21 protein-coding genes and 1 pseudogene are annotated in these 24,135 nt (G+C 46.2%); 18 read left to right on the forward strand and 4 right to left on the reverse strand.

What is annotated here, in order from left to right; genetic code table 11:
• Positions 1 to 593 (forward strand): AMP-binding enzyme (locus tag RTL34_RS05235; protein ID WP_409455441.1); only part of this gene is annotated, 593 nt, incomplete at its 5' end.
• 59 nt (positions 594 to 652) lie between these two features.
• Here the strand turns inward: RTL34_RS05235 and RTL34_RS05240 are convergent.
• Positions 653 to 1,603 (reverse strand): GlxA family transcriptional regulator, encoded by a 951-nt coding sequence (locus RTL34_RS05240; RefSeq protein ID WP_219332367.1) that lies wholly within the window; start codon positions 1,601 to 1,603, stop codon positions 653 to 655.
• Between the two features lie 151 nt (positions 1,604 to 1,754).
• Between RTL34_RS05240 and RTL34_RS05245 the strand changes: the two genes are divergently transcribed.
• The 15 genes and pseudogenes from RTL34_RS05245 (at position 1,755) to urtE (ending at position 18,687) form a co-directional block, all read left to right on the forward strand.
• Entirely contained in the window at positions 1,755 to 3,017 is a 1,263-nt protein-coding gene (locus RTL34_RS05245; RefSeq protein ID WP_312115170.1) for an aminopeptidase P family protein, read from the forward strand.
• A gap of 77 nt (positions 3,018 to 3,094) precedes the next feature.
• The gene (locus tag RTL34_RS05250; RefSeq protein ID WP_312115462.1) at positions 3,095 to 4,402 is read left to right on the forward strand and encodes an MFS transporter; all 1,308 of its coding nucleotides are present in this window, start codon (positions 3,095 to 3,097) and stop codon (positions 4,400 to 4,402) included.
• Positions 4,403 to 4,554: 152 nt separating this feature from the next.
• Positions 4,555 to 5,517, forward strand: coding sequence for a DMT family transporter (locus tag RTL34_RS05255; protein WP_172823595.1), 963 nt, complete (start codon positions 4,555 to 4,557; stop codon positions 5,515 to 5,517).
• A 129-nt stretch (positions 5,518 to 5,646) separates the two neighbouring features.
• Positions 5,647 to 6,600 carry an urease accessory protein UreD gene (locus tag RTL34_RS05260; protein ID WP_062333399.1) on the forward strand — a complete coding sequence of 318 codons (954 nt, stop codon included), beginning with the start codon at positions 5,647 to 5,649 and terminating at the stop codon, positions 6,598 to 6,600.
• A 50-nt stretch (positions 6,601 to 6,650) separates the two neighbouring features.
• Entirely contained in the window at positions 6,651 to 6,953 is a 303-nt protein-coding gene (gene ureA, locus RTL34_RS05265) for an urease subunit gamma (protein ID WP_060995978.1), read from the forward strand.
• Between the two features lie 24 nt (positions 6,954 to 6,977).
• Positions 6,978 to 9,098 carry an urease subunit alpha gene (gene ureC / locus RTL34_RS05270; RefSeq protein WP_312115180.1) on the forward strand — a complete coding sequence of 707 codons (2,121 nt, stop codon included), beginning with the start codon at positions 6,978 to 6,980 and terminating at the stop codon, positions 9,096 to 9,098.
• 238 nt (positions 9,099 to 9,336) lie between these two features.
• Complete coding sequence (gene ureE, locus RTL34_RS05275; protein ID WP_312115182.1) at positions 9,337 to 9,897, forward strand: urease accessory protein UreE; 561 nt, start codon at positions 9,337 to 9,339, stop codon at positions 9,895 to 9,897.
• On the forward strand, positions 9,894 to 10,730 hold the full coding sequence (locus RTL34_RS05280; protein WP_312115183.1) for an urease accessory protein UreF: 837 nt from the start codon (positions 9,894 to 9,896) through the stop codon (positions 10,728 to 10,730). The genes ureE and RTL34_RS05280 overlap by 4 nt, the downstream gene beginning before the upstream one ends.
• 36 nt (positions 10,731 to 10,766) lie before the next feature.
• Positions 10,767 to 11,468: an urease accessory protein UreG gene (gene ureG, locus RTL34_RS05285; protein ID WP_100285263.1), complete on the forward strand. Its 702-nt coding sequence runs from the start codon at positions 10,767 to 10,769 to the stop codon at positions 11,466 to 11,468.
• Between the two features lie 27 nt (positions 11,469 to 11,495).
• On the forward strand, positions 11,496 to 12,140 hold the full coding sequence (locus RTL34_RS05290; protein WP_050325605.1) for a HupE/UreJ family protein: 645 nt from the start codon (positions 11,496 to 11,498) through the stop codon (positions 12,138 to 12,140).
• 549 nt (positions 12,141 to 12,689) lie between these two features.
• Positions 12,690 to 13,943, forward strand: coding sequence for an urea ABC transporter substrate-binding protein (gene urtA / locus RTL34_RS05295; protein ID WP_060996033.1), 1,254 nt, complete (start codon positions 12,690 to 12,692; stop codon positions 13,941 to 13,943).
• Positions 13,944 to 14,208: 265 nt separating this feature from the next.
• The gene (gene urtB, locus RTL34_RS05300; RefSeq protein ID WP_409455442.1) at positions 14,209 to 15,864 is read left to right on the forward strand and encodes an urea ABC transporter permease subunit UrtB; all 1,656 of its coding nucleotides are present in this window, start codon (positions 14,209 to 14,211) and stop codon (positions 15,862 to 15,864) included.
• 18 nt (positions 15,865 to 15,882) lie between these two features.
• A pseudogene (gene urtC / locus RTL34_RS05305) lies at positions 15,883 to 16,929 on the forward strand (urea ABC transporter permease subunit UrtC); the annotation flags it as partial.
• A 231-nt stretch (positions 16,930 to 17,160) separates the two neighbouring features.
• On the forward strand, positions 17,161 to 17,979 hold the full coding sequence (urtD, locus tag RTL34_RS05310) for an urea ABC transporter ATP-binding protein UrtD (protein ID WP_138018347.1): 819 nt from the start codon (positions 17,161 to 17,163) through the stop codon (positions 17,977 to 17,979).
• 9 nt (positions 17,980 to 17,988) lie between these two features.
• Positions 17,989 to 18,687, forward strand: coding sequence for an urea ABC transporter ATP-binding subunit UrtE (urtE, locus tag RTL34_RS05315; protein WP_007116004.1), 699 nt, complete (start codon positions 17,989 to 17,991; stop codon positions 18,685 to 18,687).
• 164 nt (positions 18,688 to 18,851) lie between these two features.
• On the opposite strand, the gene fumC is transcribed toward urtE, so the two are convergent.
• A complete protein-coding gene (fumC, locus tag RTL34_RS05320; protein ID WP_312115190.1) occupies positions 18,852 to 20,267 on the reverse strand; it encodes a class II fumarate hydratase in 1,416 nt (471 codons plus the stop codon).
• A gap of 432 nt (positions 20,268 to 20,699) precedes the next feature.
• Here fumC and RTL34_RS05325 point away from each other — a divergent pair, with 432 nt between their 5' ends.
• Both RTL34_RS05325 and RTL34_RS05330 read left to right on the forward strand, forming a co-directional pair.
• Entirely contained in the window at positions 20,700 to 22,076 is a 1,377-nt protein-coding gene (locus RTL34_RS05325; RefSeq protein WP_312115191.1) for an MATE family efflux transporter, read from the forward strand.
• A 103-nt stretch (positions 22,077 to 22,179) separates the two neighbouring features.
• Positions 22,180 to 22,311 carry a hypothetical protein gene (locus RTL34_RS05330; RefSeq protein WP_309574253.1) on the forward strand — a complete coding sequence of 44 codons (132 nt, stop codon included), beginning with the start codon at positions 22,180 to 22,182 and terminating at the stop codon, positions 22,309 to 22,311.
• Between the two features lie 96 nt (positions 22,312 to 22,407).
• Here the strand turns inward: RTL34_RS05330 and RTL34_RS05335 are convergent, their stop codons facing one another.
• Both RTL34_RS05335 and RTL34_RS05340 read right to left on the reverse strand, forming a co-directional pair.
• Positions 22,408 to 23,064, reverse strand: coding sequence for a trimeric intracellular cation channel family protein (locus RTL34_RS05335; protein ID WP_062333426.1), 657 nt, complete (start codon positions 23,062 to 23,064; stop codon positions 22,408 to 22,410).
• Between the two features lie 301 nt (positions 23,065 to 23,365).
• Positions 23,366 to 24,103 carry a proteasome-type protease gene (locus RTL34_RS05340; protein WP_065253868.1) on the reverse strand — a complete coding sequence of 246 codons (738 nt, stop codon included), beginning with the start codon at positions 24,101 to 24,103 and terminating at the stop codon, positions 23,366 to 23,368.
• Positions 24,104 to 24,135: the final 32 nt, after the last annotated feature.

Consider the following 24,135-nt stretch of genomic DNA (forward strand, 5'->3'; position numbering starts at 1 on the left):
AGCAAAACCAAGGGATTTGGGTAACTGACACGGACAATCAAACTTGGTTTAATTCAGGCGATTTGGGCTATCAAGATGCAGACGGCTACTTTTTCTTGACGGGTAGAAAAAAAGAGTTAATTATCCGAGGGGGACACAATATTGACCCAAAAATGATCGAAGAGGTGGTTTATCAATATGACGGGGTAGCCGGCTGTGCTGCCATTGGTAAGCCTGATAGATATACAGGCGAGTTACCTGTTTTATTCGTTGCCCCTAAGCCGGGTGTCAGCTTAGACACTGATAAACTCATACAATTTTGCCAACAAAACATTGGCGAAAAAGCGGCGATTCCTAAAGCCATCTACGTGATCGATGCATTACCCTTAACCGCCGTGGGTAAAGTATTTAAACCTGCACTAAAACGTCAAACAACCTTGATGGCTGTTAGTGAATTACTACAACAACACCATATCAAGGCTACTATCAGCAGCAAAGATGACCCTACTTATGGGTTTATTGTGCTAGTCAAGCTAGATGGCGATGCGTCGCATCAACCACAAGCCAAAACAGTGTTAGACCAGTTAGCCATTCATTGGCAGTGGGCTGAATAAGTTTTTTAAATAATTAAGGCAACTACTAAATTAAGCGGTGGTACAAGACGCATTAACCCCTACAGCGTTTTTCGAAAATCACTGGCTGACATATTAAACTGCTGTTGAAAGGCTCTGGAAAAAGATGCCAGATTAAAAAAGCCAGTCGCCATTGAAATGGTGGTCACTGGCATGGTGGTATGTTGGAGTAGATTTTTAGCATAGTCTAATCGTAAATTCAGATAATACTGTTGGGGTGAGACCCCTAGCTGTTTGGCAAACTGCCGCTGTAGTTGTCTTTCAGAAATGCCAACATATTTAGCAATGTCCGCTAGCGTGAGCGGTTCTTCGATATTGGTTTTCATTAATGTGATAGCATCGATGACATGAGCATAGCTATGACTAAGGCTCTTTGGTTTGGGTAAATGTTGGATGCTCGCTGGCTCTCGGATAGTGGTGATGACAAACATGTCTTGAATTTTTTCAACGATTTCTCGCCCAAAGTGCTGCTTGATGATGTGCAGGGTCATATCAAGCGCGCATACCCCGCCAGAGCAGGTATAGAGCCGATCCCCAATGGTAAAAATATGGTTTAAGAATTTTACATTGCCAAATTGTTCCTGAGCCAGTGTAACATTTTCCCAGTGCAGCGAGGCCGATTGATTGGCTAACAACCCTGCATTCGCAAGCGCTATTGCCCCGGTACAAAGCCCCCCTAGCGCAATATCCCGAACGGCTAAACGCTCCACAATACCCTTTAGCGCGTCTGTCATTAAATTTTCGGCTTCATAGCCCCCGCAAATAAACACGAGTTCACAATCAAATAGATGTTTGATTTCAGCGGTATGAGTGACTTGTACCCCATTACTGGCACTGGTCTGATGACCTGCAAAACCACTAATAATCCAGCTATATACGGGCTGACTACTGACATAGTTTGCCATTCGTAACGGCTCGATGACATTGCTAAAAGCCATCATGGTAAAGCCATCAATCAATAAAAAACCAATTTTTTTAATATTCGCTGTCATAAGTAAAGTATTAATAGACAAGCAGTGTTGTCGTAATTAGTCAAAAAAATGTCGTCTTATGAAAAACTGATTTTTTAAATTTACGTATGATGAGGGATGTGGAGAGCAGAGAATTTCTTAACATCAACCTAAACCTCGTGAGGCGCAAACAATGAATCAGTCAGTTGAACATATGATCAATAATGCGGGTAGCCTGGATACTGCACTTAGCATGCCAAGCTTAATCCAAATCAGAAATGGCGAGAAGGTCAAGCCGACTTTTAGCGCCCAAGAATACCAAAACCGCCAACAAAAGCTTAAAGCCTATATGGCAAAAAGCGACATTGATAGCGTGTTATTCACCTCCTATCACAATATTAACTACTATGCCGACTTCTTATATTGCTCATTTGGACGTTTCTATGGTCTGGTCATCGACCAAGACAAAGTAGTGACTATCTCCGCCAATATCGACGGTGGACAGCCTTGGCGACGTACTATGGGCGATGACAATATCGTCTATACCGACTGGCAACGTGATAATTACTTTAAAGCCGTGGCAAGTCAAATCAAAAATAAAGGCAGAGTGGGGATTGAATACGATCACTTACCCATCGAACGTTTGAAAAAACTACAAGACGCCTTGCCCAATGTCGAATTTGTCGATATCAGCCAAGCTTGTATGAAAATGCGAATGGTGAAATCAGCCGAGGAAATCGCCCTTATCAAGCAAGGTGCACAGGTTTGTGACATTGGTGGTGCAGCGCTCGTCAACGCCGTGCATGAAGGGGTTCCTGAGTATGAGGTAGCGTTAGCCTCTACGCAAGCGATGGTACGAGAAATCGGGCAACGCTTTGAGCATGTTGAGCTCATGGATACTTGGACGTGGTTTCAATCAGGTATCAACACCGATGGCGCACACAATCCTGTGACCAATCGCAAAGTGCAGCGCAATGATATTTTAAGCTTAAACTGCTTTTCGATGATTGCAGGCTACTATGTGGCGCTGGAGCGTACGCTGTATTTTGGTGAACCTGATGCGGCAACGCTCAACTATTGGGAAATTAACTGCAAAGTGCATGAAGAAGGCATAAAACTCATCAAACCTGGCGTTCGTTGCTGTGATATCGCCTTGGAGCTCAACAAAATCTATGCCGAATATGGCATTTTAGACCGCCGCACCTTTGGTTATGGGCACTCATTTGGCGTGTTGTCACACTACTATGGCCGTGAAGCAGGGTTAGAACTGCGTGAAGACATTGATACGGTACTTGAGCCAAATATGGTCATCTCAATGGAACCGATGATTATGATTCCAGAAGGTATGGCAGGGGCAGGCGGTTATCGTGAACATGATATTTTGGTTTTAACTGAAACAGGCGCTGACAATATCACAGGCTTTGCTTATGGTCCTGCGCATAACATTATCAGTTAGCTTACTTTAGCATGACTTACTACCAACCAAGGGGAAACTAAATGACAACTTTTGCACTTTCACCCACTGCCGTAGCAATGCAACAACCCGCTGCAGAGCCATATGTTAAAGATCCTGTGTTACTCAAAAAAGCCGCTAAAGCCAGTTTTATTGGTAACTTTGTCGAGTGGTTTGATTACGCATCGTATGGCTATTTTGCCACTGTCATCGCTAGCGTATTTTTTGCTAAAACCGATGCAACCGTCGCATTGATGTCAACTTATGCAATTTTTGCGCTATCCTTTATTGTCCGTCCGTTTGGGGGTATTTTTTGGGGACATATTGGCGATAAATACGGTCGAAAAGCGGCTTTATCTTGGTCGATTTTGATTATGTCGGGTGCTACTTTCTTAATCGGATTGTTGCCAAGCTACGCCACTGTGGGTATCTTAGCGCCTGTGTTGTTGTTATTGCTGCGCATGATTCAAGGTTTTTCAGCTTCAGGAGAGTACGCAGGGGCATCAGCATTTATGGCAGAGTATGCGCCGCCCGACAAAAAAGGGTTTTATACCAGTATCGTACCTGCCAGTACATCCGCGGGTCTATTACTGGGCTCACTGATTGCGGCAGCTATGACCGCCTTTATGGATGCTGACTTTGTACAAACTTGGGGATGGCGTATTCCGTTTTTACTGGCTGCACCACTGGGTCTAGTGGGTCGATATATGCGGTTGAATCTTGAAAAAACCCCGGCTTTTAAGGCGTTTGAAGAAAGCACCATTGAAAAACCGGTGCCAATCAAAAATTTGTTTGCCAACCATAAAAAAACCTTGTGTATTGCGTTTATGTTATGTAGTTTGAATGCGGTAGCTTTTTACTTAATCCTAAGCTATATGCCGACTTATTTATCGACCCAAATGCACATTAATGAAACGCAGTCGCTGCTAGCTGCCTCCATTTCATTAGTCGCTTATATCGGTATGATTTTCACCATGGGTAAACTGTCAGACAAATACGGTCGCAAAACCATGCTGATCATCGCATCTGTGTTGTTTATCGCGTTGACAGTGCCTTTGTTTCATATCCTAAGCCTGGGTGGGTTTTTAACCATTGTGTTGATTCAACTGGTGTTCTCGCTCTTATTATCCGTCAATGACGGTACACTACCGGCATTTTTAAGTGAGATTTTCCCAGTCGAGGTGCGTTATTCAGGTTTTGCTTTCACCTTTAACTCAGCCAATGCCCTACTCGGTGGCACAACCCCCTTGATGGCAACTTGGTTAATGAGCAAAACAGGCAGTCAAATCGCACCAGCTTGGTTATTGGTGATAGCAAGCGTAATTGCACTGGTAGCAACGGTGATGTATAAAAAATCCGATAGTGTGTCTATGTTAGAAAAAGGTTAGAAAAAGGTTAAAAAGATGTTAGAAAAATAATTGATTAATCACGGTTATCAATAACCCCATGAAGTTAATTTAAGTTTTTTCCCAAAGTGGTTTTAGCCAACCTTGTTTGCTAGAATCACTTTTTTTATCCCCCGTTTTTTTAGGAATTGCCAGTGACTCGTAAACCTGCTTTCGCTACCAACCAATCCCCTAACACGCGCAATCATGCGACGATGGGTGGCTTACAAGTCATTGTGGCGGCTATCTGTTGGGGCACGCTGGGTATCTTTACCACTTATCTCCATCAACTGGGTTTTGATAGTGTGCAAATTGCCATTTTAAGAGTGGTGACCGCTGCTATGATGCTACTGATGTTATTGCCATCGTTGTGGACGTCTATTAGGCAGTTATCAGTCGGCGAGATATTACAGTTGAGCCTGCAATCGTTGATTGGTGTGCTAGGCATGACGGTTTGCTATTTTATCGCGGTCAATTTTGTGGGCGCGGGCATTGCGGTATCGCTGCTATATACGGCGCCGATTTTTAGTCTGGTACTGGCATTTTTTTTATTAAAAGAGCCGATAACAAAAAAATCATTTACCTTAGCTTGCATCGCGGTATTGGGCGTGGCACTGACAACGCTGAGTGAAAATTTTACATTGAGTTGGGGGATTGTGTTTGGTTTATTGTCTGGGGTGTGCTATTCACTGTATGGCATTTTAGGAAAAAAAGCCTTACACAAACACTATCCACCGACCTTGGTGTTCTTTAGCTCAGTGGTGATTAGTGCGATAGCTTTATTATTGCTACCGATGACCTATCAAACCTATGCCACAGCGTTTACCATGCCTGCTATCACTTGGTTGTGGGTGATGGGACTCAGCCTAGTGGGTACCGTGATTCCGTTTTTCTTGTATATGTCAGCCCTGCACAAACTCCCTGCGACTAAAGCCTCGGTATTCACCGTGTTTGAGCCGTTTACCGCAATTGTATTGTCGATCGTATTACTGCACCAATCGCTCAATGGCATGCAGTACTCAGGGATGATATTAATTCTTTTAGCCACCCTCCTAAACTCTATCAAATTGCCCATGCAGCGTCATCGGCAACTGACAGAAGTCGACGCTCAAGTCTAATAATAGCCCAACACTCTGTAAATATCCCTAATTTGGGCTTTACCATGCTGGTATCAAGGCTCACTGCCGCAATGTGGCACAGCCCTTGCATTCTATAAAACCATATATTTTTCATATAGTTAGATAGATATGGCTTGGCACTCAGTCCTTACCTTAGCTTTTGACGCCCAACATGCGGGTGAGCATGCGCGCACCAATTTGGTACAACGCCATCACCAAGGCGCCTTGCGGGTACAAAAAGCCTTGTATCCTGAAAGCGGTGAACAGCAAGGTATTTGTCATGTCATCATGCTGTATCCGCCTGCTGGCATCGCCTTAGGCGATAAACTCGATATTGACATTGGCGTAAAACATCACGCCCACGCTGTGATTACCACGCCCGGGGCAAATAAATGGTACGGTAATTTACCGAGTTACACCGCTAACAAGCAAACCGATGATAGCCCATCAGCCAGAAAAACCCAAGAAACCAAAAAAAACCAAGAAACTCAAGAGAATTCAAATAGTTATGCTGTTCAAAATGTCACGGTTTATCTACAAGATGACAGCCGTTTTGAATGGCTACCGCAAGAAAACTGTTTTTATAACGCAAGTTTTGCCCATGCCACCAATCAGTTTTTTATCAGCCCAGCTGCCAGTGTTATCGCTTGGGAAATTAACCTGTTAGGGCGAGAGTATCATGGCGAGCGCTACAGTACAGGCGAGATGCGGTTATCAAACCTATTTTGGCGCGTGGATGAGCAGCCCAAATTGCTGCTTGCTGATACCTTACATCACTGTGCCGAACACGATTGGTTTGGCTCAGCCGTGGGTCTCAATAACCATAGCGTCTTTGCGAGCTTATGGGTTGTGCCAAGCGTTGATGCGCAAAAACAGCTGATTGAATGGGTCAAGCAATTACGCTTATTTATCGACCACCATAGCTTGCCTGTCTCTTGCACCCAAACAGGCGAGGTGATGATTATTCGCTATTTGGGGGATGATGTCCGCCAATGTTTTGACAGTTTTGGTGCAGTTCGTGGTGAGATTCGCACTTTAATGTGGCAACAAGACAGTCATTTGCCCCGAATTTGGGCAACCTAATGGCAGTGAAGGTCTAATTTTTAACACTGAAAAAATAATTGGAGTAACCCATGCATTTAACCCCCGCCGAAAAAGATAAATTACTCATTTTTACCGCAGGACTGGTTGCCGAGCGCCGCAAACAACGTGGCTTAAAACTTAACTATCCGGAAGCAATAGCCTATATCAGTATGTTGGTGCTCGAAGGCGCAAGAGAGGGCAAAACAGTGGCACAGTTGATGGGCGAAGGCACCACGTGGCTTAGGGTTGAGGATGTGATGGATGGTATCGCCGAGATGATTGACGATGTGCAAGTGGAAGCCACCTTTCCAGATGGTACCAAACTGGTGACCATTCACCAACCGATTGTGTAATTTAAACAGTATAAGAGGTAAACCATGAAAGTTGGCGAATATAAGCTAAAAGACCAAGCCATTATCCTGAATGAAGGGCGCGCCGTCCAAACTATTTTGGTCAAAAATACCGGCGACAGACCGATTCAAATCGGCTCTCACTACCATTTTGCCGAAGCCAATGACGCACTGGCGTTTGACCGTGACAAGGCGCTTGGGTTTCGCTTAAATATCTTATCGGGTACAGCAGTGCGTTTTGAGCCAGGGCAAGCGCGATCAGTCGAACTGGTCGAGTTTGGTGGCAATAAGGCGATTTTTGGGTTTGCTGGGCGGGTGATGGGGCAAGCCACCGCATCTGTGGATACCGCAAGTTTACCAAAATCACAAAAAACCGTACCCCGCCAAATGTATGCCGAGCATTTTGGCTTAACCGTGGGCGATAAACTGCGTCTTGCTGATACCGAGCTGTGGCTCGAAGTGGAAAAAGACTTTACCAGCTATGGTGAAGAGGTCAAATTTGGTGGTGGCAAAGTGATTCGTGATGGCATGGGGCAAGGGCAGCGCCCGTTTGCTGAGGTGGCTGACACCGTGATTACCAACGCGCTTATCTTGGATTATACCGGGATTTATAAAGCCGATGTGGCGATAAAAGACAGCCGAATTTGGGCGATTGGCAAGGCGGGCAACCCCGATATTCAGCCCAATGTCACCATTGCTATTGGCGCAAGCACTGAGATTATTGCAGGTGAAGGCAAAATTTTGACCGCGGGCGGGATTGACACCCATATTCACTTTATCGCGCCACAGCAGGCGGAAGTTGCGTTGATGTCTGGGGTGACCACCATGATTGGCGGTGGTTCAGGGCCTGCCCAAGGCACGCTTGCTACCACCTGCACCAACGGCAAATACCATATCGAAACCATGCTCAAAGCCCTTGATGACATTCCCATGAACATTGGGCTACTGGGCAAAGGCAATGTCAGCTTACCGCAGCCGATTATCGAGCAAATCGAAGCGGGTGTGGTCGGTCTAAAACTGCATGAAGACTGGGGCACCACGCCGCAAGCGATTGACAACTGCTTGAGCGTTGCCGAAGAGTATGATGTGCAAGTGGCGATTCACACCGATACGCTCAACGAAAGTGGCTATCTAGAAAGCACGCTAAATGCCTTTAAAGACCGCTGTATTCACACCTTTCACACCGAAGGCGCAGGCGGCGGGCACGCCCCTGATATTTTGCGGGCGATTGGCGAGCCGCATGTGTTGCCGTCTTCGACCAACCCCACGCGTCCATTTACTATCAACACCATCGATGAGCATCTCGACATGCTGATGGTCTGTCACCATTTGAGCCCTGCGATTGCCGAAGATATCGCCTTTGCTGAGAGCCGTATCCGCCAAGAAACCATCGCCGCTGAAGATATTTTGCACGATTTGGGGGCAATCTCGATGATGAGTAGCGACTCGCAAGCGATGGGACGGGTGGGCGAGGTGATTATTCGCACTTGGCAAACGGCGGATAAAATGAAGCGCCAACGCGGATTTTTAGCACCCGATACATTGAGCCAAAATGCGTCTAACAGTGAGCTTCATGACATCGACCCAGTGACCGAAGATACAGTGAGAGAAGATACAGTGACAGAAAATGACAATTTTCGCATCAAACGCTATATCGCCAAATACACCATTAATCCTGCCATTACCCACGGTATTGCCGAGGAAGTCGGTTCGGTAGAAGTCGGTAAATGGGCGGATTTGGTGCTATGGTCGCCCAAATTCTTTGGGGTGAAACCTGACACGATTTTAAAAGGTGGTAGCATCGCCGCTTATCCGATGGGTGATATCAATGCCTCCATCCCAACCCCGCAGCCGGTGCATTATCGTCCAATGTTCGCAAGCCTTGGCAAAGCCACCCACCAAACCAGTATCACCTTTGTATCCAAAATCGCCTTTGATAATAACATCCAACACAAACTTGGTTTGCAAAAAGTGATTCGCCCTGTGCAGGGTATTCGTAACATTCGCAAAAAAGATATGCGGTTTAATAGCTATTGCCCCGAGATGTCGATTAACCCAGAAACCTATGAAGTGCGGGCGGATGGTGAGCTTCTCACTTGCGAGCCGTCGGCTGTGTTACCAATGGCACAGCGGTATTTCTTGTTTTAAATGGGATTTTAACTATGAATGCCAATGTGATGACTAGAACCGAACAATCCCATCTGTGATGGATGTGGCAGTGAGTTTTTTAACAATGTATCGCCAATGAAAAATCTTTGCCCAAACTGTTCGCATTTACTGTATGGGCTTAGCAACTGTGAACATCAATTTAAAGAGGGTCGCTGTCAAAAATGCGGTTGTCATGGGCAAACTTCTAAGTAGCTAGAAAATTTAACAAAGGATAGTAATGAAAATTTATAATCAACGGGTGCAACAATTAACTGACCAACAGCAAACCGATTTGGTCAACCAACAAGCAAACGGGCAGTTTTTGCAGCTCGACTTTGACACACGCCAGCGGTCACGCTTTCGTGCAACCCTGCAAAATGGTGAAGCGGTCGGTATCGACCTGCCACGCACAGGTACGCTCAAAGACGGTGATGTGGTACAAAATGCGTCAGGCGACATCATACAAATTTTTGCCAAACCGCAAACCCTCACCAAAGTCACCGCCGACAATGCTTTTGAACTGATGCGCGGGGCGTATCATTTGGGCAATCGTCATGTACCTTTGATGTTGGTTCAGCATGACAATGATTACGCCCTGTATTTTGAGCCCGATTATGTACTTGCCGATATGCTGGTGAAATTGGGCTTAACCGTGAGCGAAGTGGAACACGCTTTTGAACCCGAAACAGGGGCATATGGGCATGGCGGGCATTCACATGGACATGATAATCGGTTAAGCCATGCCGACACGCAAAGTGCAATCGTCGGCGATTTAACCAAAGCCACGTTTTTTTCATGAAAACAATGACAACAACGTCGCACCTTACACAGACGGCGCCGCCACAACAATTGCTTAAGCTGATGATGCTGGCGTCGAGCAATTTGCCGATTGGTAGTTATACCTATTCCCAAGGCGTGGAGTCTGCCATTGAGCAAGGTTTTATCCATGATGAAGCCAGTAGTTTGGCGTTTTTGCAGGCGTATCAACAAGAGGTCTTACTCAATTTTGAACTGCCGCTGATGGCAAGTATGATGCAGCTATCAGCGCAAAAAAATCACCACAGCTTGGTGGATAGTCTAGCCAATTTTTATGGGGCAAGCCGTGATAGCCATGAGTTTTTATTAGAAAGTCAACAATTGGCGCAGGCATTTTGTGCTTGGCTCGATGGCGTGCTCGACCTTGCGATGCCACAAGATTGGATAGCGCAAGGCTATTTACCGTTATTCGCTCGCTTGGCGTATTTTTGGCAACTGCCCATAGCAGATAGCCTGACGACCTATGCGTTTGCTCAAATGGAAAATCTGACCTTGGCGATTGTCAAAACCTTGCCGCTGGGACAAATGGCGGGGCAACGTATTATTTGGCAATTGGGGCAAGCAATGGATGAACCGATTGCCAAACTTTGCCAAACGCAAGCCAGCAAAGTCAAAACGGCATTGACAACCATCCATCATCGGCAAACGGTTATGACTAAGCTACAAGACATTGCGCCACAATTTTTACAAGCACAGCAGCATGCCCAAACATTACTGATTTTAATCAACCACTTGCAACTATCAGCGTCTGTACCGTCGTTGGCAGAATTATCCTGTCATCATGAACAACAATATAGTCGTCTGTTTCGTTCCTAAAACCTCAGTATTTAATATCATTCACAAGGAAATACCATGACTGGCTTTACCCAAAAAACCCCAACCCAACAACCTCGCTTATCCCCGTTACGTCTTGGCATTGGCGGGCCTGTTGGCTCTGGCAAAACCGCTTTGACCTTGAGTCTGTGTCGCCGTCTCAAAGATGTGTACAACATGGCGGTGATTACCAACGATATTTATACCAAAGAAGATTCGGAGTTTTTGACCCGCCATGATGCCATGCCCGCTGAGCGGATTATTGGGGTGGAAACGGGCGGCTGTCCGCACACGGCGATTCGTGAAGATGCGTCGATTAATCTTAATGCCGTCGCCACCTTGCAAAATCGCTTTGACGGTCTTGAGCTGATTATCATTGAGTCGGGCGGTGATAACTTGGCGGCGACCTTTAGCCCAGAGTTGTCGGATTTAACCATTTATGTGATTGATGTGAGTGCAGGCGATAAAATCCCCCGCAAAGGTGGTCCCGGGATTACCAAATCAGATTTGCTGATTATCAATAAAACCGACCTTGCGCCACTCGTGGGCGCGGATTTGTCGATTATGGACAAAGACGCCAAAAAAATGCGCGGCGATAAGCCATTTGTGTTTAGCAACATGAAAACTCAAGACGGTTTGGATGACATTATCAAATTTATCCAACAACAGGGCATGCTAAGAGCGCTAGAGATTCCGTCACAGCCGGTACAACATTTACCAAGCTCAAGCGAAAATATGTAAAAAATGCGATAAAATCAAGGAGACATAATGAAAACTTTAACCCAAAAAACGGCGTTGGCAACCGCGCTTTTTAGCCTTTCAAGTGTGGCAGTGGCGCATGTCGGTCATGGTTTAAACCATCATGCAGGTGCAAACTCGGTAGATTTAATGGCTGCCGTCACCGCAGGGCTCATGCATCCTATCTCAGGTCTTGACCACGTGGTGCTTGCAGTTGGTATGGGCATGGTGTTTGCCCGTCACAAAAAACTGGGTTTGGGCTTATTGGTGACAAGCTTACTGTTAGGCTTTGCTTTGGTGCAACTATCTCATGTGGCGATTGGCTCATCGATTATTGAAGGTGCAATTTTGCTATCGGTGGTGTTGACAGCGGTCGCAGTTTTGGCGCAGCGCACCAAGATAGCACAAGCGAATCAAAAAAGCTTTTCGCTCATGATGGCGATTAGCTTATTTGGTTTGACGCTATTTCATGGGATGGCGCATGCCGTGGAGATGCCAGTCAGTAGCGTGATTCAAGGCTTTGGCTTAGGCATGATAACCGCGATGTCCGCCTTGTTTGCTGTGGGTGCAGGGGTGATGAATTGGGTAAAAGCGCAAGCCCATGCGCATCCCAAGCTGTCTTGGCTACCTTCAATTATGGCGGCATTGGGTATGGCACTGGTATTGGCTAACTAGGGATTAACAAAATCTTTGATAAAAAGTGCAAGCTGTCTGGCTTGCACTTTTTTTATGCAACAAATTGGGTCATGTCATAAAGACACTGGCGATAAAGCATAATTTGGCGTCAATCAATGCTAGGTGAATGCTAGATGAATGGTAATAGTGCAGAAAACCATTCCAGTTCATCAGATTGGTGAAATCGCTAAGGTTGCCAAAGTTTGCCCATTTTTTACCTAGTAGCAGCATTTAGCCAATAGGCGATTGTTTAAAATAAATTTTTTTAAATTTAGTAATTCAACTATTTGATTTAATTTCTAAAATTTTCAAAAATAGCTTTTAACAGGCAGATTGGCACACTAATTGAATTGTCACTATAGTCAGTTAAGACAACCAGCAACCGATAGCCACAGCCTATCCGTTACGCTCTACCTTAAAACGGCAATCCATCTATTTTAGGAGTGACACATGTTAGACAAAAAAACCACCGAGCTAACCACGACTGAGCCTCAATTAAGCCGTCGTGCATTTGGCAGATCCTTGGTTGCCCTAGCGGTAACGGGCAGTATGATGTTGACAGGTTGTTCAAAACCGCAATCATCAAGTGATGCCAAACCAGCCAGTGGCACGTCAACCACTGCTGCCACCGGTAGTGCGCCTGCCCCTAGCAATGGTGATACCATCAAAGTGGGTATATTACATTCACTCTCAGGTACTATGGCAATCTCTGAAACATCGCTCAAAGACACCGCGTTGATGGCGATTGATGAAATCAATGCCAAAGGTGGGGTGATGGGCAAAAAACTTGAGCCTGTGGTTGTCGACCCTGCCTCAGACTGGCCATTGTTCGCCGAAAAAACGCGCCAGCTACTAACACAAGACAAAGTCGCGGTTATCTTTGGTTGCTGGACATCGGTTTCTCGTAAATCCGTGTTGCCTGTGGTTGAAGAATTAAACGGCTTATTGTTCTACCCTGTGCAGTACGAAGGACAAGAGCAGTCCAAAAACATCTTTTATACGGGCGCCGCGCCCAACCAACAAGCCATTCCTGCGGTTGAATACTTGATGTCACCAGAAGGTGGCGGTGCCAAACGCTTTGTGCTATTGGGTACTGACTATGTGTATCCTCGTACCACCAATAAGATTTTACGGGCGTTCTTAAAGTCTAAAGGCGTGGCAGATAGCGACATCATGGAAGAATATACCCCATTTGGCTTTAACAATTACCAAACCATCGTGGGTAATATCAAAAAATTCTCAGCGGGTAAAAAGACCGCGGTTATCTCCACCATCAATGGTGACTCAAACGTCCCCTTCTATCGTGAGCTTGGTAACCAAGGCATCAAAGCGGCGGATATTCCTGTGATGGCGTTCTCTGTGGGCGAAGAAGAACTTCGCGGTATCGACACCACCCCATTAGTCGGACACTTGGCAGCATGGAACTACTTTGAATCGGTCAAAAACCCTGTAAACATCAAGTTTGTGAATGCTTATAAAAAATACGCCATTGACCACAAACTGCCAAATGCCGATAAAGTCGTGACCAATGACCCAATGGAAGCCACCTATGTGGGTATCAATATGTGGAAACAAGCGGTTGAAAAAGCGGGTTCCACCGACGTGGATAAAGTCCGTGCTGCCATGGCAGGTCAAAGTTTTGCCGCGCCATCGGGCTACACGCTAACCATGGATGCCGAAAATCACCACTTACACAAACCTGTGATGATTGGGCAAATCCGTGCCGATGGTCAGTTTGATGTGGTTTACAAAACCAAAGATGCCATTAAAGCTGAACCTTGGAGTCCTTATATCCCAAAATAAGTATTCCAAAATAAGCTTGAATGAAGTTAACAATCGATGTTGTGACAGCCATACCGCGCATCAATACCCCAGCTGGTATGGCTTATTTTTTTGCCAAAATTTTACGATTTCACCTTTTATTGATTTAAACATTGATCCGTCACACCACCAAACAGATGGACTAATCATAAAGACTAATCAGACAAACTAAGGAGCGACCATCATGCTCAATGGTAATCATTCTCTCGGGCAGTTTTTGCAAAAAAGTAAAAAAATTGTGCTCGGCATGTCGCTAGCGACCACGGTGGGCATTGCGTTGCCAAGCGTGAGTAATGCACAGGCAAGTACCGCTTCGGCCACTACGATAACCAGTACAGTAACCACAGCAGCCACAAACAACGTAACCACAAGCACCATAGCCAGCGCAGGCGATGATATTCAAAAATTTGTAGCCGCCGATTTTGCGGGGCGTCAAGCCATGCTCAACAACTGGACAGGCACCAGCCAATCCTATGACAAACTGGTCGAGCTGATTAACAAAGACGAGCTGTACCGTGATGATGCCGGCAATGTCTATACCCTAGAAAACACCGACCAACTCTACCGCTATCCTACGCATACCTTGGTAAGCAATTGGCCAAGCGACCTAAACCAAGTCACACTCAATAACGCGCTGCGTTCGGCGTTGACCTTAGGGCAAACCAAAGCCAAACTCAAATCCGACGATGCCAGCGAGCGTCTTAAAGCGGTGGATATCCTAGCTGACAATATCGCCACACTCGATAAAAAAACCGTTGCCGATATTTATGCCAATGAAAAAGACAGTACGGTAAAAGCAGCATTGGCGCAACTGCAAGCGCGTATGGATTTGCAATCGGGCGATGAGATGACCCAGATTGCGGCCTTAAAAACCTTGGCGTCCAGTAACAGCCCCGATGTGTTAGCTGATATCGAAGGGATGGCAAAACAAACCAGCCATTCACCTGAGCTCAAGCAAGCCTTACAAACAACCCAAGACAAAGTCAAATCGCGTATCAAAGCCAGTGAGTGGACAGGACACGTGTTTTCTGGCTTGAGCACCGCCAGTATTTTGTTGTTGGCGGCGTTGGGACTTGCTATTACTTACGGTCTATTGGGTGTCATTAACATGGCGCATGGTGAGCTCATTATGATTGGTGCCTATACCACCTATGTGGTGCAAAGTTTTTTTAAGAGCCATTTAGCAGGCTATGTCGATTGGTACATGCTTGCCGCGATTCCGCTGGCGTTTTTGGTGAGCGCCGTTATTGGCATGATTATTGAGCGGGTAGTGATACGTCCGCTATATGGCAGACAGCTAGAAACCTTGCTTGCCACGTTTGGGGTGAGTTTGATTCTGATGCAGTTAGTTCGCATGATTTTTGGGGCACAAAACGTCGAAGTCTCCAATATTTCATGGCTAAGCGGTGCTGTTGCTTTGACCCCAAGCTTGATGCTGCCATACAACCGTATTGCTATTATCGGTTTTACCATTATCGTATTGTTATTACTGGTGTTTTTACTCAAATACACCCGCTTTGGTCTGTTTGTACGTGCTGTGACCCAAAACCGACAAATGGCGCGTGCGGTGGGTATTCGCTCGGCGCGTGTCGATATGATGGCGTTTGGGCTCGGCTCTGGCTTGGCAGGTTTGGCAGGCTGTGCTTTGGCGCAAGTGGGCAACGTCGGTCCTGATTTGGGGCAAAACTACATCATCGATGCTTTCTTGGTGGTGGTGGTCGGCGGTGTCGGTCAAATTTGGGGGGCAGTACTGGCCGCCTTGGGTCTAGGGGTGAGTGGCACCGTGCTTGAGATTGGCATGGGTGCGGTGATTGCCAAAATCATTTTGTTGGTACTGGTGGTGCTATTTATCCAAAAACGCCCACAAGGTCTGTTTGCCCTTAAAGGTCGCTTTGTCGAGTAATCATTGGAGAGTTAAAAAATGCGTATTTTACAATTATTTGCAGATAAACCAGTGAGTCGCTTGGCAATTATGGGCTGTTTTGCGGTGTTGATGGTGTTGCCTTGGTTGCACTTGCTACCTGCTGATTCGGCGCTGCATTTATCCGCTTATTGGGTCACTTTGATTGGCAAAATCATGTGTCTGGCGATGGTTGCTTTGGCACTAGACTTGGTATGGGGCTATGCGGGTATTTTGAGCCTTGGACATGGCTTGTACTTTGCCCTTGGCGGGTATGCGATGGGTATGTATCTGATGCGTCAAGCATCAGGCAACAGCTTGCCCGAGTTTATGCGGTTTTTGAGCTGGGATAAAATGCCTTGGTTTTGGGCAGGCACAGACAACTTTGCTTGGGCGGCGATATTGGTGGTGCTGGTGCCGGCATTGGTGGCTTTTATATTTGGGTTTTTTGCCTTTCGCTCAAAAATCAAAGACGTGTATTTCTCGATTATCACCCAAGCCATGGTGTTTGCCGCATCACTTCTATTTTTCCGTAACGAAACTGGGTTTGGCGGTAACAACGGTTTTACCGGGTTTAAAACTATCTTGGGCATGGACATCGCTGCTCCCATGACGCGCACCTTGCTATGTTTTGCCACAGCATTGGTGTTGATGCTTGCCTACCTTGGCCTACGTTATTTGATGCACAAGCCGTATGGTCGCGTACTGGGCGCCGTGCGTGATAGCGAAAACCGTTTGCAATACCTTGGCTACCGTACCTTATGGTACAAGCTATCTGCGTGGGTGTTATCGGCGATTATCGCAGGGATCGCTGGCGCGTTGTATGTGCCACAAGTGGGCATTATCAATCCCAGTGAGATGAACCCTGTCAACTCGATTGAAATGGCGGTCTGGGTCGCCACAGGGGGACGCGGCACGCTGATTGGGGCGATATTGGGCGCAGGTGTGGTCAATGCGGTGAAAACTTACTTTACCGTAGCATATCCCGAAGCTTGGCTATTGATTTTGGGCGGGTTGTTTGTGGTCGTCACCTTGTTTTTACCCAAAGGCATTATTGGTCTATTGGACAACATCACGCATGGCAAAAAAACAACCAAGCCAAGCGTAAAAAATATGGAAACAGCCATGCAAACAAACATTGAAACAAACGCAGAAACAAAAAAAGAATCTTAGGCGGCAGGGGCTTCAGGGGCGGCAAGGACGTTAGGCTGACCGCCTGCAACCCAGTAGTTAGTTTGATTATACCCAATGACTAATACCCCATAAACACCCCATTAATAACACATCAAAGAGTCTGTTATGAATACCAACGATAATAATATCAATGACTTTGCTGAGAGCAACTACGGACGGCTAAAGTCACAAGAAGCGGATTTTAGCAAAGGCATTGCCCTATATATGGAAGATGTCAGCGTGTGGTTTGATAAATTTCGCGCCTTAAACAACTTATCTTTGTACATCAAAGAAGGCGAGCTGCGTTGTATTATCGGACCTAACGGTGCGGGTAAAACCACGCTGATGGACGTGATTACCGGTAAAACTCGCCCCACGGAAGGGTCAGTGTATTTTGGACAAACCCACAATCTTGCCAGCATGACCACCGAGCAAATTGCCGAAGCTGGCATTGGGCGAAAATTTCAAAAACCCACGGTGTTTGAAAATTTTACCGTCATGGAAAACCTACTGCTTGCCGCACCCAAAGACAAGCGAGTCAAAAAAAGCCTGTTTAGCAAGCTTAACCCGGATGCCCAAAATGCCCTTGACCAGACTTTAGCAACGATTCGCTTGGGTGAGTTTGTCAATAAACCTGCAGGATTGTTGTCGCACGGGCAAAAACAATGGCTGGAGATTGGGATGCTATTGATGCAGCGCCCCAAGCTGATTTTGCTCGATGAGCCAGTGGCAGGCATGACCGATGCCGAAACTGAACGCACCGCCGAGCTATGTTTGGAGCTCAAAAAAGACCATACCTTGGTGGTGGTTGAACATGACATGAGCTTTATTGACACCATCAGTGAGCAAGTGACGGTATTGGCGCAAGGCGCAATTTTGGCAGAAGGCACGCTTGCTGAAGTACAAGCCAACGACGATGTCATCGAAAAATATCTAGGGCGATAGGGGATAGCGATGTTAGAAGTAAACACAATCAATCAATATTATGGCGGCAGTCATATTCTGCGCGATGTCAGTTTGACCGCGCCTGTGGGTGAGTGTTCTGTGGTACTCGGTCGCAATGGCGTGGGTAAAACCACACTGTTAAAGTGTCTGATGGGGGTTTTACCGATTAAATCGGGTCAAATTTTGCTCGATGGCAAAGACATCAGCAAATTGTCGCCTGAAAACCGCGTGCGCGCAGGCATGGCGTATGTGCCACAAGGGCGAGATATTTTTTCAACCTTAACCGTAGAAGAAAATATCTTGATTGGCATGGCAAAGTTTAAAGGCAGCAAAGCCAAAAAAGTCCCGAGCCATTTGTATGAGATTTTTCCTGTGCTCGATGAAATGAGCCAACGTCGGGGCGGTGACTTGTCAGGCGGTCAACAACAACAACTAGCGATAGCCAGAGCGCTGGCATCTGAGCCACGGGTGCTGATTTTGGACGAGCCGACTGAAGGGATTCAGCCATCGATTATCAAAGATATCGGACGGGTGATTCGTCGCTTGGCTGACCAAGGTGATATGGCGATTATTTTGGTCGAGCAGTTTTATGACTTTGCCGAAGAACTTGCCGACAACTATACGGTTATGGCACGGGGGCAAGTCATCGCCCAAGGCATGGGCGGTGATATGCCAGAAAAAGGCATCAGGGAGCTAGTGGCAATTTAGTAAATAGCAAAAGCTTGCGTGAATTAGCTTTTAGCCAGATGACTGTCATCTGGCTAAAAAGCTGCTGATAAAAATTGATTGATTAAAGAGTGCGATTACGCTGCATTAACCTTCACATTACTTTGGACTAATCATTTTTGAATTTTCACATTACTTTGGACTAATCACTTTGGACTCGTCATGGCTTCAGGTTTGACCCACTCATCAAATTGGGCGTCAGTCAATAAACCTAACTCAACGGCAACTTGTTTTAAGGTTTTATTTTCTTTATAAGCAGTTTTGGCAATTTTTGCTGCATTTTCATAGCCGACATGGCGATTGAGCGCGGTGACTAACATCAACGAGTTATGTAGGAAATAATCAATTTTTTCTGTCACAGGCTCGATGCCTACCGCGCAATGGTCATTGAAGCTGTCACAAGTATCGGCCAGTAAGCGAATCGATTGCAGTAGGTTGTAGCCAATGACTGGCATAAACACATTGAGTTCAAAATTGCCCGATGCCCCCGCCATATTGATGGTGACATCGTTACCCATTACTTGCGCCACGACCATCGTCATGGCTTCAGACTGGGTTGGATTGACTTTACCTGGCATGATGGATGAGCCTGGCTCATTTTCAGGGATTTTAAGCTCACCAATCCCACATCTAGGACCTGAAGCCAGCCAGCGCACATCATTGGCAATTTTATTGAGGCTCGCTGCCAAGGTTTTTAGGGCACCTGAGGCAAAAACTTCAGCATCTCTTGCCGCTAACGCTTCAAATTTATTGGGCGCGGTGACAAAAGGCACATCGGTCAACGCAGCTAGGGTTTGCGCGACCTGCTCGGCATAATCGGGGTGAGCGTTTAATCCGGTACCCACTGCCGTACCGCCTAAAGGCAGTTCATACAGACCTTGTAGCGCGGCATCTAGACGAATGAGCGCATGATCTAACTGACTGACATAGCCGCTAAACTCTTGTCCTAGCGTCAAAGGGGTGGCGTCTTGCAGATGGGTACGTCCGATTTTTACAATGCCAGCAAACTGCTCAGCTTTGCTTGCTAAGGTGTCACGCAGTTTTTGCACCGCCGGGATAAGCAGATAGACAATCTGACGCGCCGCCGCTACCCGAATCGCGGTGGGAAAGCTGTCATTGGTAGACTGGGCATGGTTGACATCGTCATTGGGATGAATTGGCTGATAACGACCTTTGCCTTGACCGGCAAGTTCATTGGCGCGGTTGGCAATCACTTCATTCATATTCATGTTTGACTGGGTGCCAGAGCCTGTCTGCCAAACCACCAAAGGAAATTGGTCACGCAGTGCCCCGTTGATGATTTCATCGGCGGCCTGCACGATAAGGTCACGTTTGTCATCACTAATACGCCCTAATTTGGCATTGGTGATGGCGGCGGCTTTTTTGACCAGTGCCATGGCTTCAATCAGCGGCTGTGGCAAGGTTTCGCCACCGATTTTAAAGTTATTGCGGCTACGCTCGGTTTGCGCGCCCCAGTAGGCATCTATAGGGACGTTGACAGCGCCCATGGTGTCTTTTTCGCTGCGAAATTGCTGGGTATCGGTTTGGTTGTCGGTTGTCATTATTGTTCTCTTTTTTAGTGAATTTTTTTGATTCTGTCATTATCAAAGCGGCTGGTTATCGCCACTTATGCATCAAAGCACATATGCACCAAGGCACAGGGTAAAGTTTAACAGAGTTATCGACCATAGAAGTTTGAGAATATGTGTCGTTTGTTATCTTTGTTAAAGTAAGCGGTAAAATGACGGGTGATAACGAAAGATAGTTAACATTTTATTGCGATATGTTGTTGAGCAATCGTTTACTATGAACGAAATTTTGCCAGCGTCGGTAGATTTTTTGGCCTTTCGATACGCTTTGGGTTGCTATCTAGCACTGTATAAATTTACCTAGCGGGTAGGTAGCAAAAAAATAATTAAAATAGCCATCGTTATCATTATCATCATTAAGCATTTATCATTAAGAAGCAATTATCATTAAGCAAATTTGACGGTATGAAAAAAACACAACAACTTCCAGATTTTAGTTCGGTCGGCACGCTATGGCGACCGTTTTTGTTTTTCTTGTTGCCTTTACTGCTGACCAACATCTTGCAATCGCTGTCAGGGACGATTAATACCATTTTTGTTGGGCAGATGCTAGGGGTACAGGCGATTGCCGCCGTATCGGTGTTTGCGCCAGTGCTGTTTTTTTTGATGGCATTTATCATCGGTATCGCTTCAGGCTCATCGATTTTGGTAGGGCAGGCTTGGGGTGCCAAAGAGTTGGATTTGGTCAAACGAATTACCGGCAATAGCTTTGCAATTATTTTGATGTTAGGGGTGATGATTGCGATTGCAGGTAGCTTGCTCAGTCAGTTTATCATTGTACAGATGGGCGTCCCTGCTGAGATTCAAGGCTTGGCAAACCGTTATGCCAAGTTGATGTTGGCAGGAAGTCCGCTACTGTTTTTATTTATCGCTTATACTTCGTTATTGCGCGGGGTTGGCGATTCGGTGACGCCCCTGTTTGCCGTGGGTATTTCCATTGTGATTGGGATTGTGGTGACGCCTGCGCTCATTCAAGGTTGGTTCGGGTTACCCAAGCTAGATATCCAAGCCCCTGCGATTGCGACTTTATTGTCACAGTTGTTGGTATTGCTGTTTTTATTTTTTTATACCCGTGCCAAAAATCACCCCTTACAAATTGATACTCAATTGCTCAAATATATACGCATCCAACCCGACATCGCGCGTAAAGTAATTCGGTTGGGGTTACCTACTGCGTTTCAGATGGTCACGGGCGCGATATCTTGCTTGGTGATTATTGGACTGGTCAATGGCTTTGGTACCAATGCCACCGCGGCTTATGGCGCAGTCAACCAAGTGTTGAGCTATGTGCAATTTCCTGCCATATCGATTGCGATAGCGGCATCAATTTATGCCTCGCAAGCGATTGGCGCAGGTAAGGCGAGCGCCTTAAACTGCGTCACTCGCACTGCCATGATGACCAATCTCATTATTACGGGTGGATTGATTGTTCTGGCGTATCTTTTTTCCCGTTATTTGATGGCGATGTTTATCACGGTGGAAGGCGTGATTATACTAGCGCAACAGTTATTGCACATTGTGTTATGGAGTTTGCTTTTTTTTAGCAGTGGCATGATTTTTAGTGGCATGATGCGCGCGACTGGGATGGTGTGGCAGCCTATGTTTATCAGTATCGGCAGTATCTTATTGGTAGAGATTCCCAGTGCGATTTTACTCAGTCGTCATTTTGGACTGCAAGGCATTTGGTGGGCGTATGTGGCAAACTTTATAGTGATGAGCGTGTTACAAGGCTTGTACTACCAATTTGTTTGGAAGAAAAAAGCAGTCGAGCGATTGGTGTAAGCAGTATTTATTTCAATCTGGCAAAAGTAAGCTATCTAGATACCGACACCGACTATTGTCCAAAACCGCATACGCTAAGCTTAGATAATGATATAACGAGATTTTGCTGTATCATTATCTTGCGGCTGCAGCACTTGACATCCCAACCCCAACCGACCATCATGCCTATCTGACTTACCAGCTTGACGTCATCAAATGCGAGCATCGGTATTATTTGCTTGATTTAGCCGCTTGATAAAGCCTTATATTTATTAACGGATTGGCACAGCCAAGCCAAATTTGATAACTACCAAAAGTGATGGCTAAATGTGTTGACTACCTAATTCGTTAGCTAAGAGGCGCTTTTTTTCCAACCGGGTAAATGATAATTAAACGCCAGCGCGGCAATACGCAGCCCTGTGGTGGTGACGGTACTGATGAACATAATCACCCAAGCGGCAAGCGAGCTGTAAACCGCCAAAATCGCATACACCCAGCCGCCAACCAACGCACACATAGCATACGGACGATGGTCAAAAAACGCGGTGGGCATCTCACCACAGGCAATATCACGCATCACCCCGCCAAATACCCCAGTAATAATCCCCATGATGACTGACACCGCCATCGGCATACCGCTTGCCAGTGACGCTTGTACCCCAGAGGCGACAAACAAGCCTAACCCTAACGCATCTGCCAATTGAATCGCCGCAGGGGTGATACGAAACGGACGGCGGCTATTGACTAGCATCACCACAATACAAAGCGCAAACACCAGCCATAACATCAGCTCTTGGGACACCCAAAAAAACGGCCGCCGCTCTAGCAAAATATCACGCAGCGTGCCACCCCCATACGCCGATAAAAATCCCAGCACCGCTACCCCAAACATATCCATACGTTTGCGCACGCCTGCCAAGATACCTGACAAGGCAAAAGCAATGGTGCCAATGACTTCTACGGCGATTCTGAGTGATTCACCCCAAGGTGCCAAATCAGTTAGCTGCATAGCATAAAAACCAAACAATTATAAAAAATCACATCATACCATACCCACCAAAATAACCGCCTAGCAAAAACCCAAGGTATTTGCATTATCTATGGCAAGGCAATTGAACTATAGTAAAGCAATTGCCTAGGACTGGTCGATATAGACGGGAACGGATTATGTCAAGAGCGGTATATGCCAAAAATGGTATAACCAAAAGCGCGGTATAACCAAAAGCACGATATAAATGGACAGGGGATGACACAGTGAAGAACCTGCTAGATGGTTTGACGTGGGTTGATTTTTAACTGTATGACAGTTGCTATTGCCAATAGCTCACCGGTGAGTCTTCAAGTTCATTTAGAATTTTTCTTAGCCCATCTGACCAGTGTTGGCGTATGCTGGCAAAGTACTCATCGTTTTCATCAATGCGAAACCCTTGTGGCATCTGTAGGCTGTCATTGTGATAGACCAACACATCAATGGGCATACCGACGGATAAGTTGGAGCGGATGGTTGAATCAAAAGAAATCAGAATGGCTCGCATCGCTGATTTGAGTGATGCGTCATAATTCATGGAACGGTCTAAAATAGGTTTGCCGTATTTACTTTCACCTAACTGGAAAAAAGGCGTATCGGTTGTTGCTCTGATGCAATTGCCTTCAGGGTAGATAAAATAAATTTCGGGGGATTGTCCTTTGATTTGTCCACCCAAAATAAAACTGCTTCTAAACTTAGTATCCGTTTCTTGTGCGATGGTTTGGGCATGGATGGTGGTCTCTCGCAGGCACTCACCCACCAATTGCGCGGCATCATACAGGGTAGGGACGGTATGCAGATTACGCTCTTGCGCAAGTTTGATGGCGTTATCTAATTTGGTAAATACCGCTTGTGACGTCGCCAAGTTGCCGGCGGTTTGTAGCACCAAAAACCGCTCGCCTTCAATGCCGTATTGATACATTTTGCGAAACATCGATACTTGGTCGACGCCCGCGTTGGTGCGAGTATCACTGGCGAAAATCATCCCGTCTTTAAGTCTGATGCCCACACAATAGGTCATGGTTGTTCCTTTTTAGCAAATACTGGTTTAGC

This window comes from Moraxella sp. CTOTU47915 (assembly GCF_031986685.1).
Lineage (GTDB): Bacteria > Pseudomonadota > Gammaproteobacteria > Pseudomonadales > Moraxellaceae > Faucicola > Faucicola tetraodonis.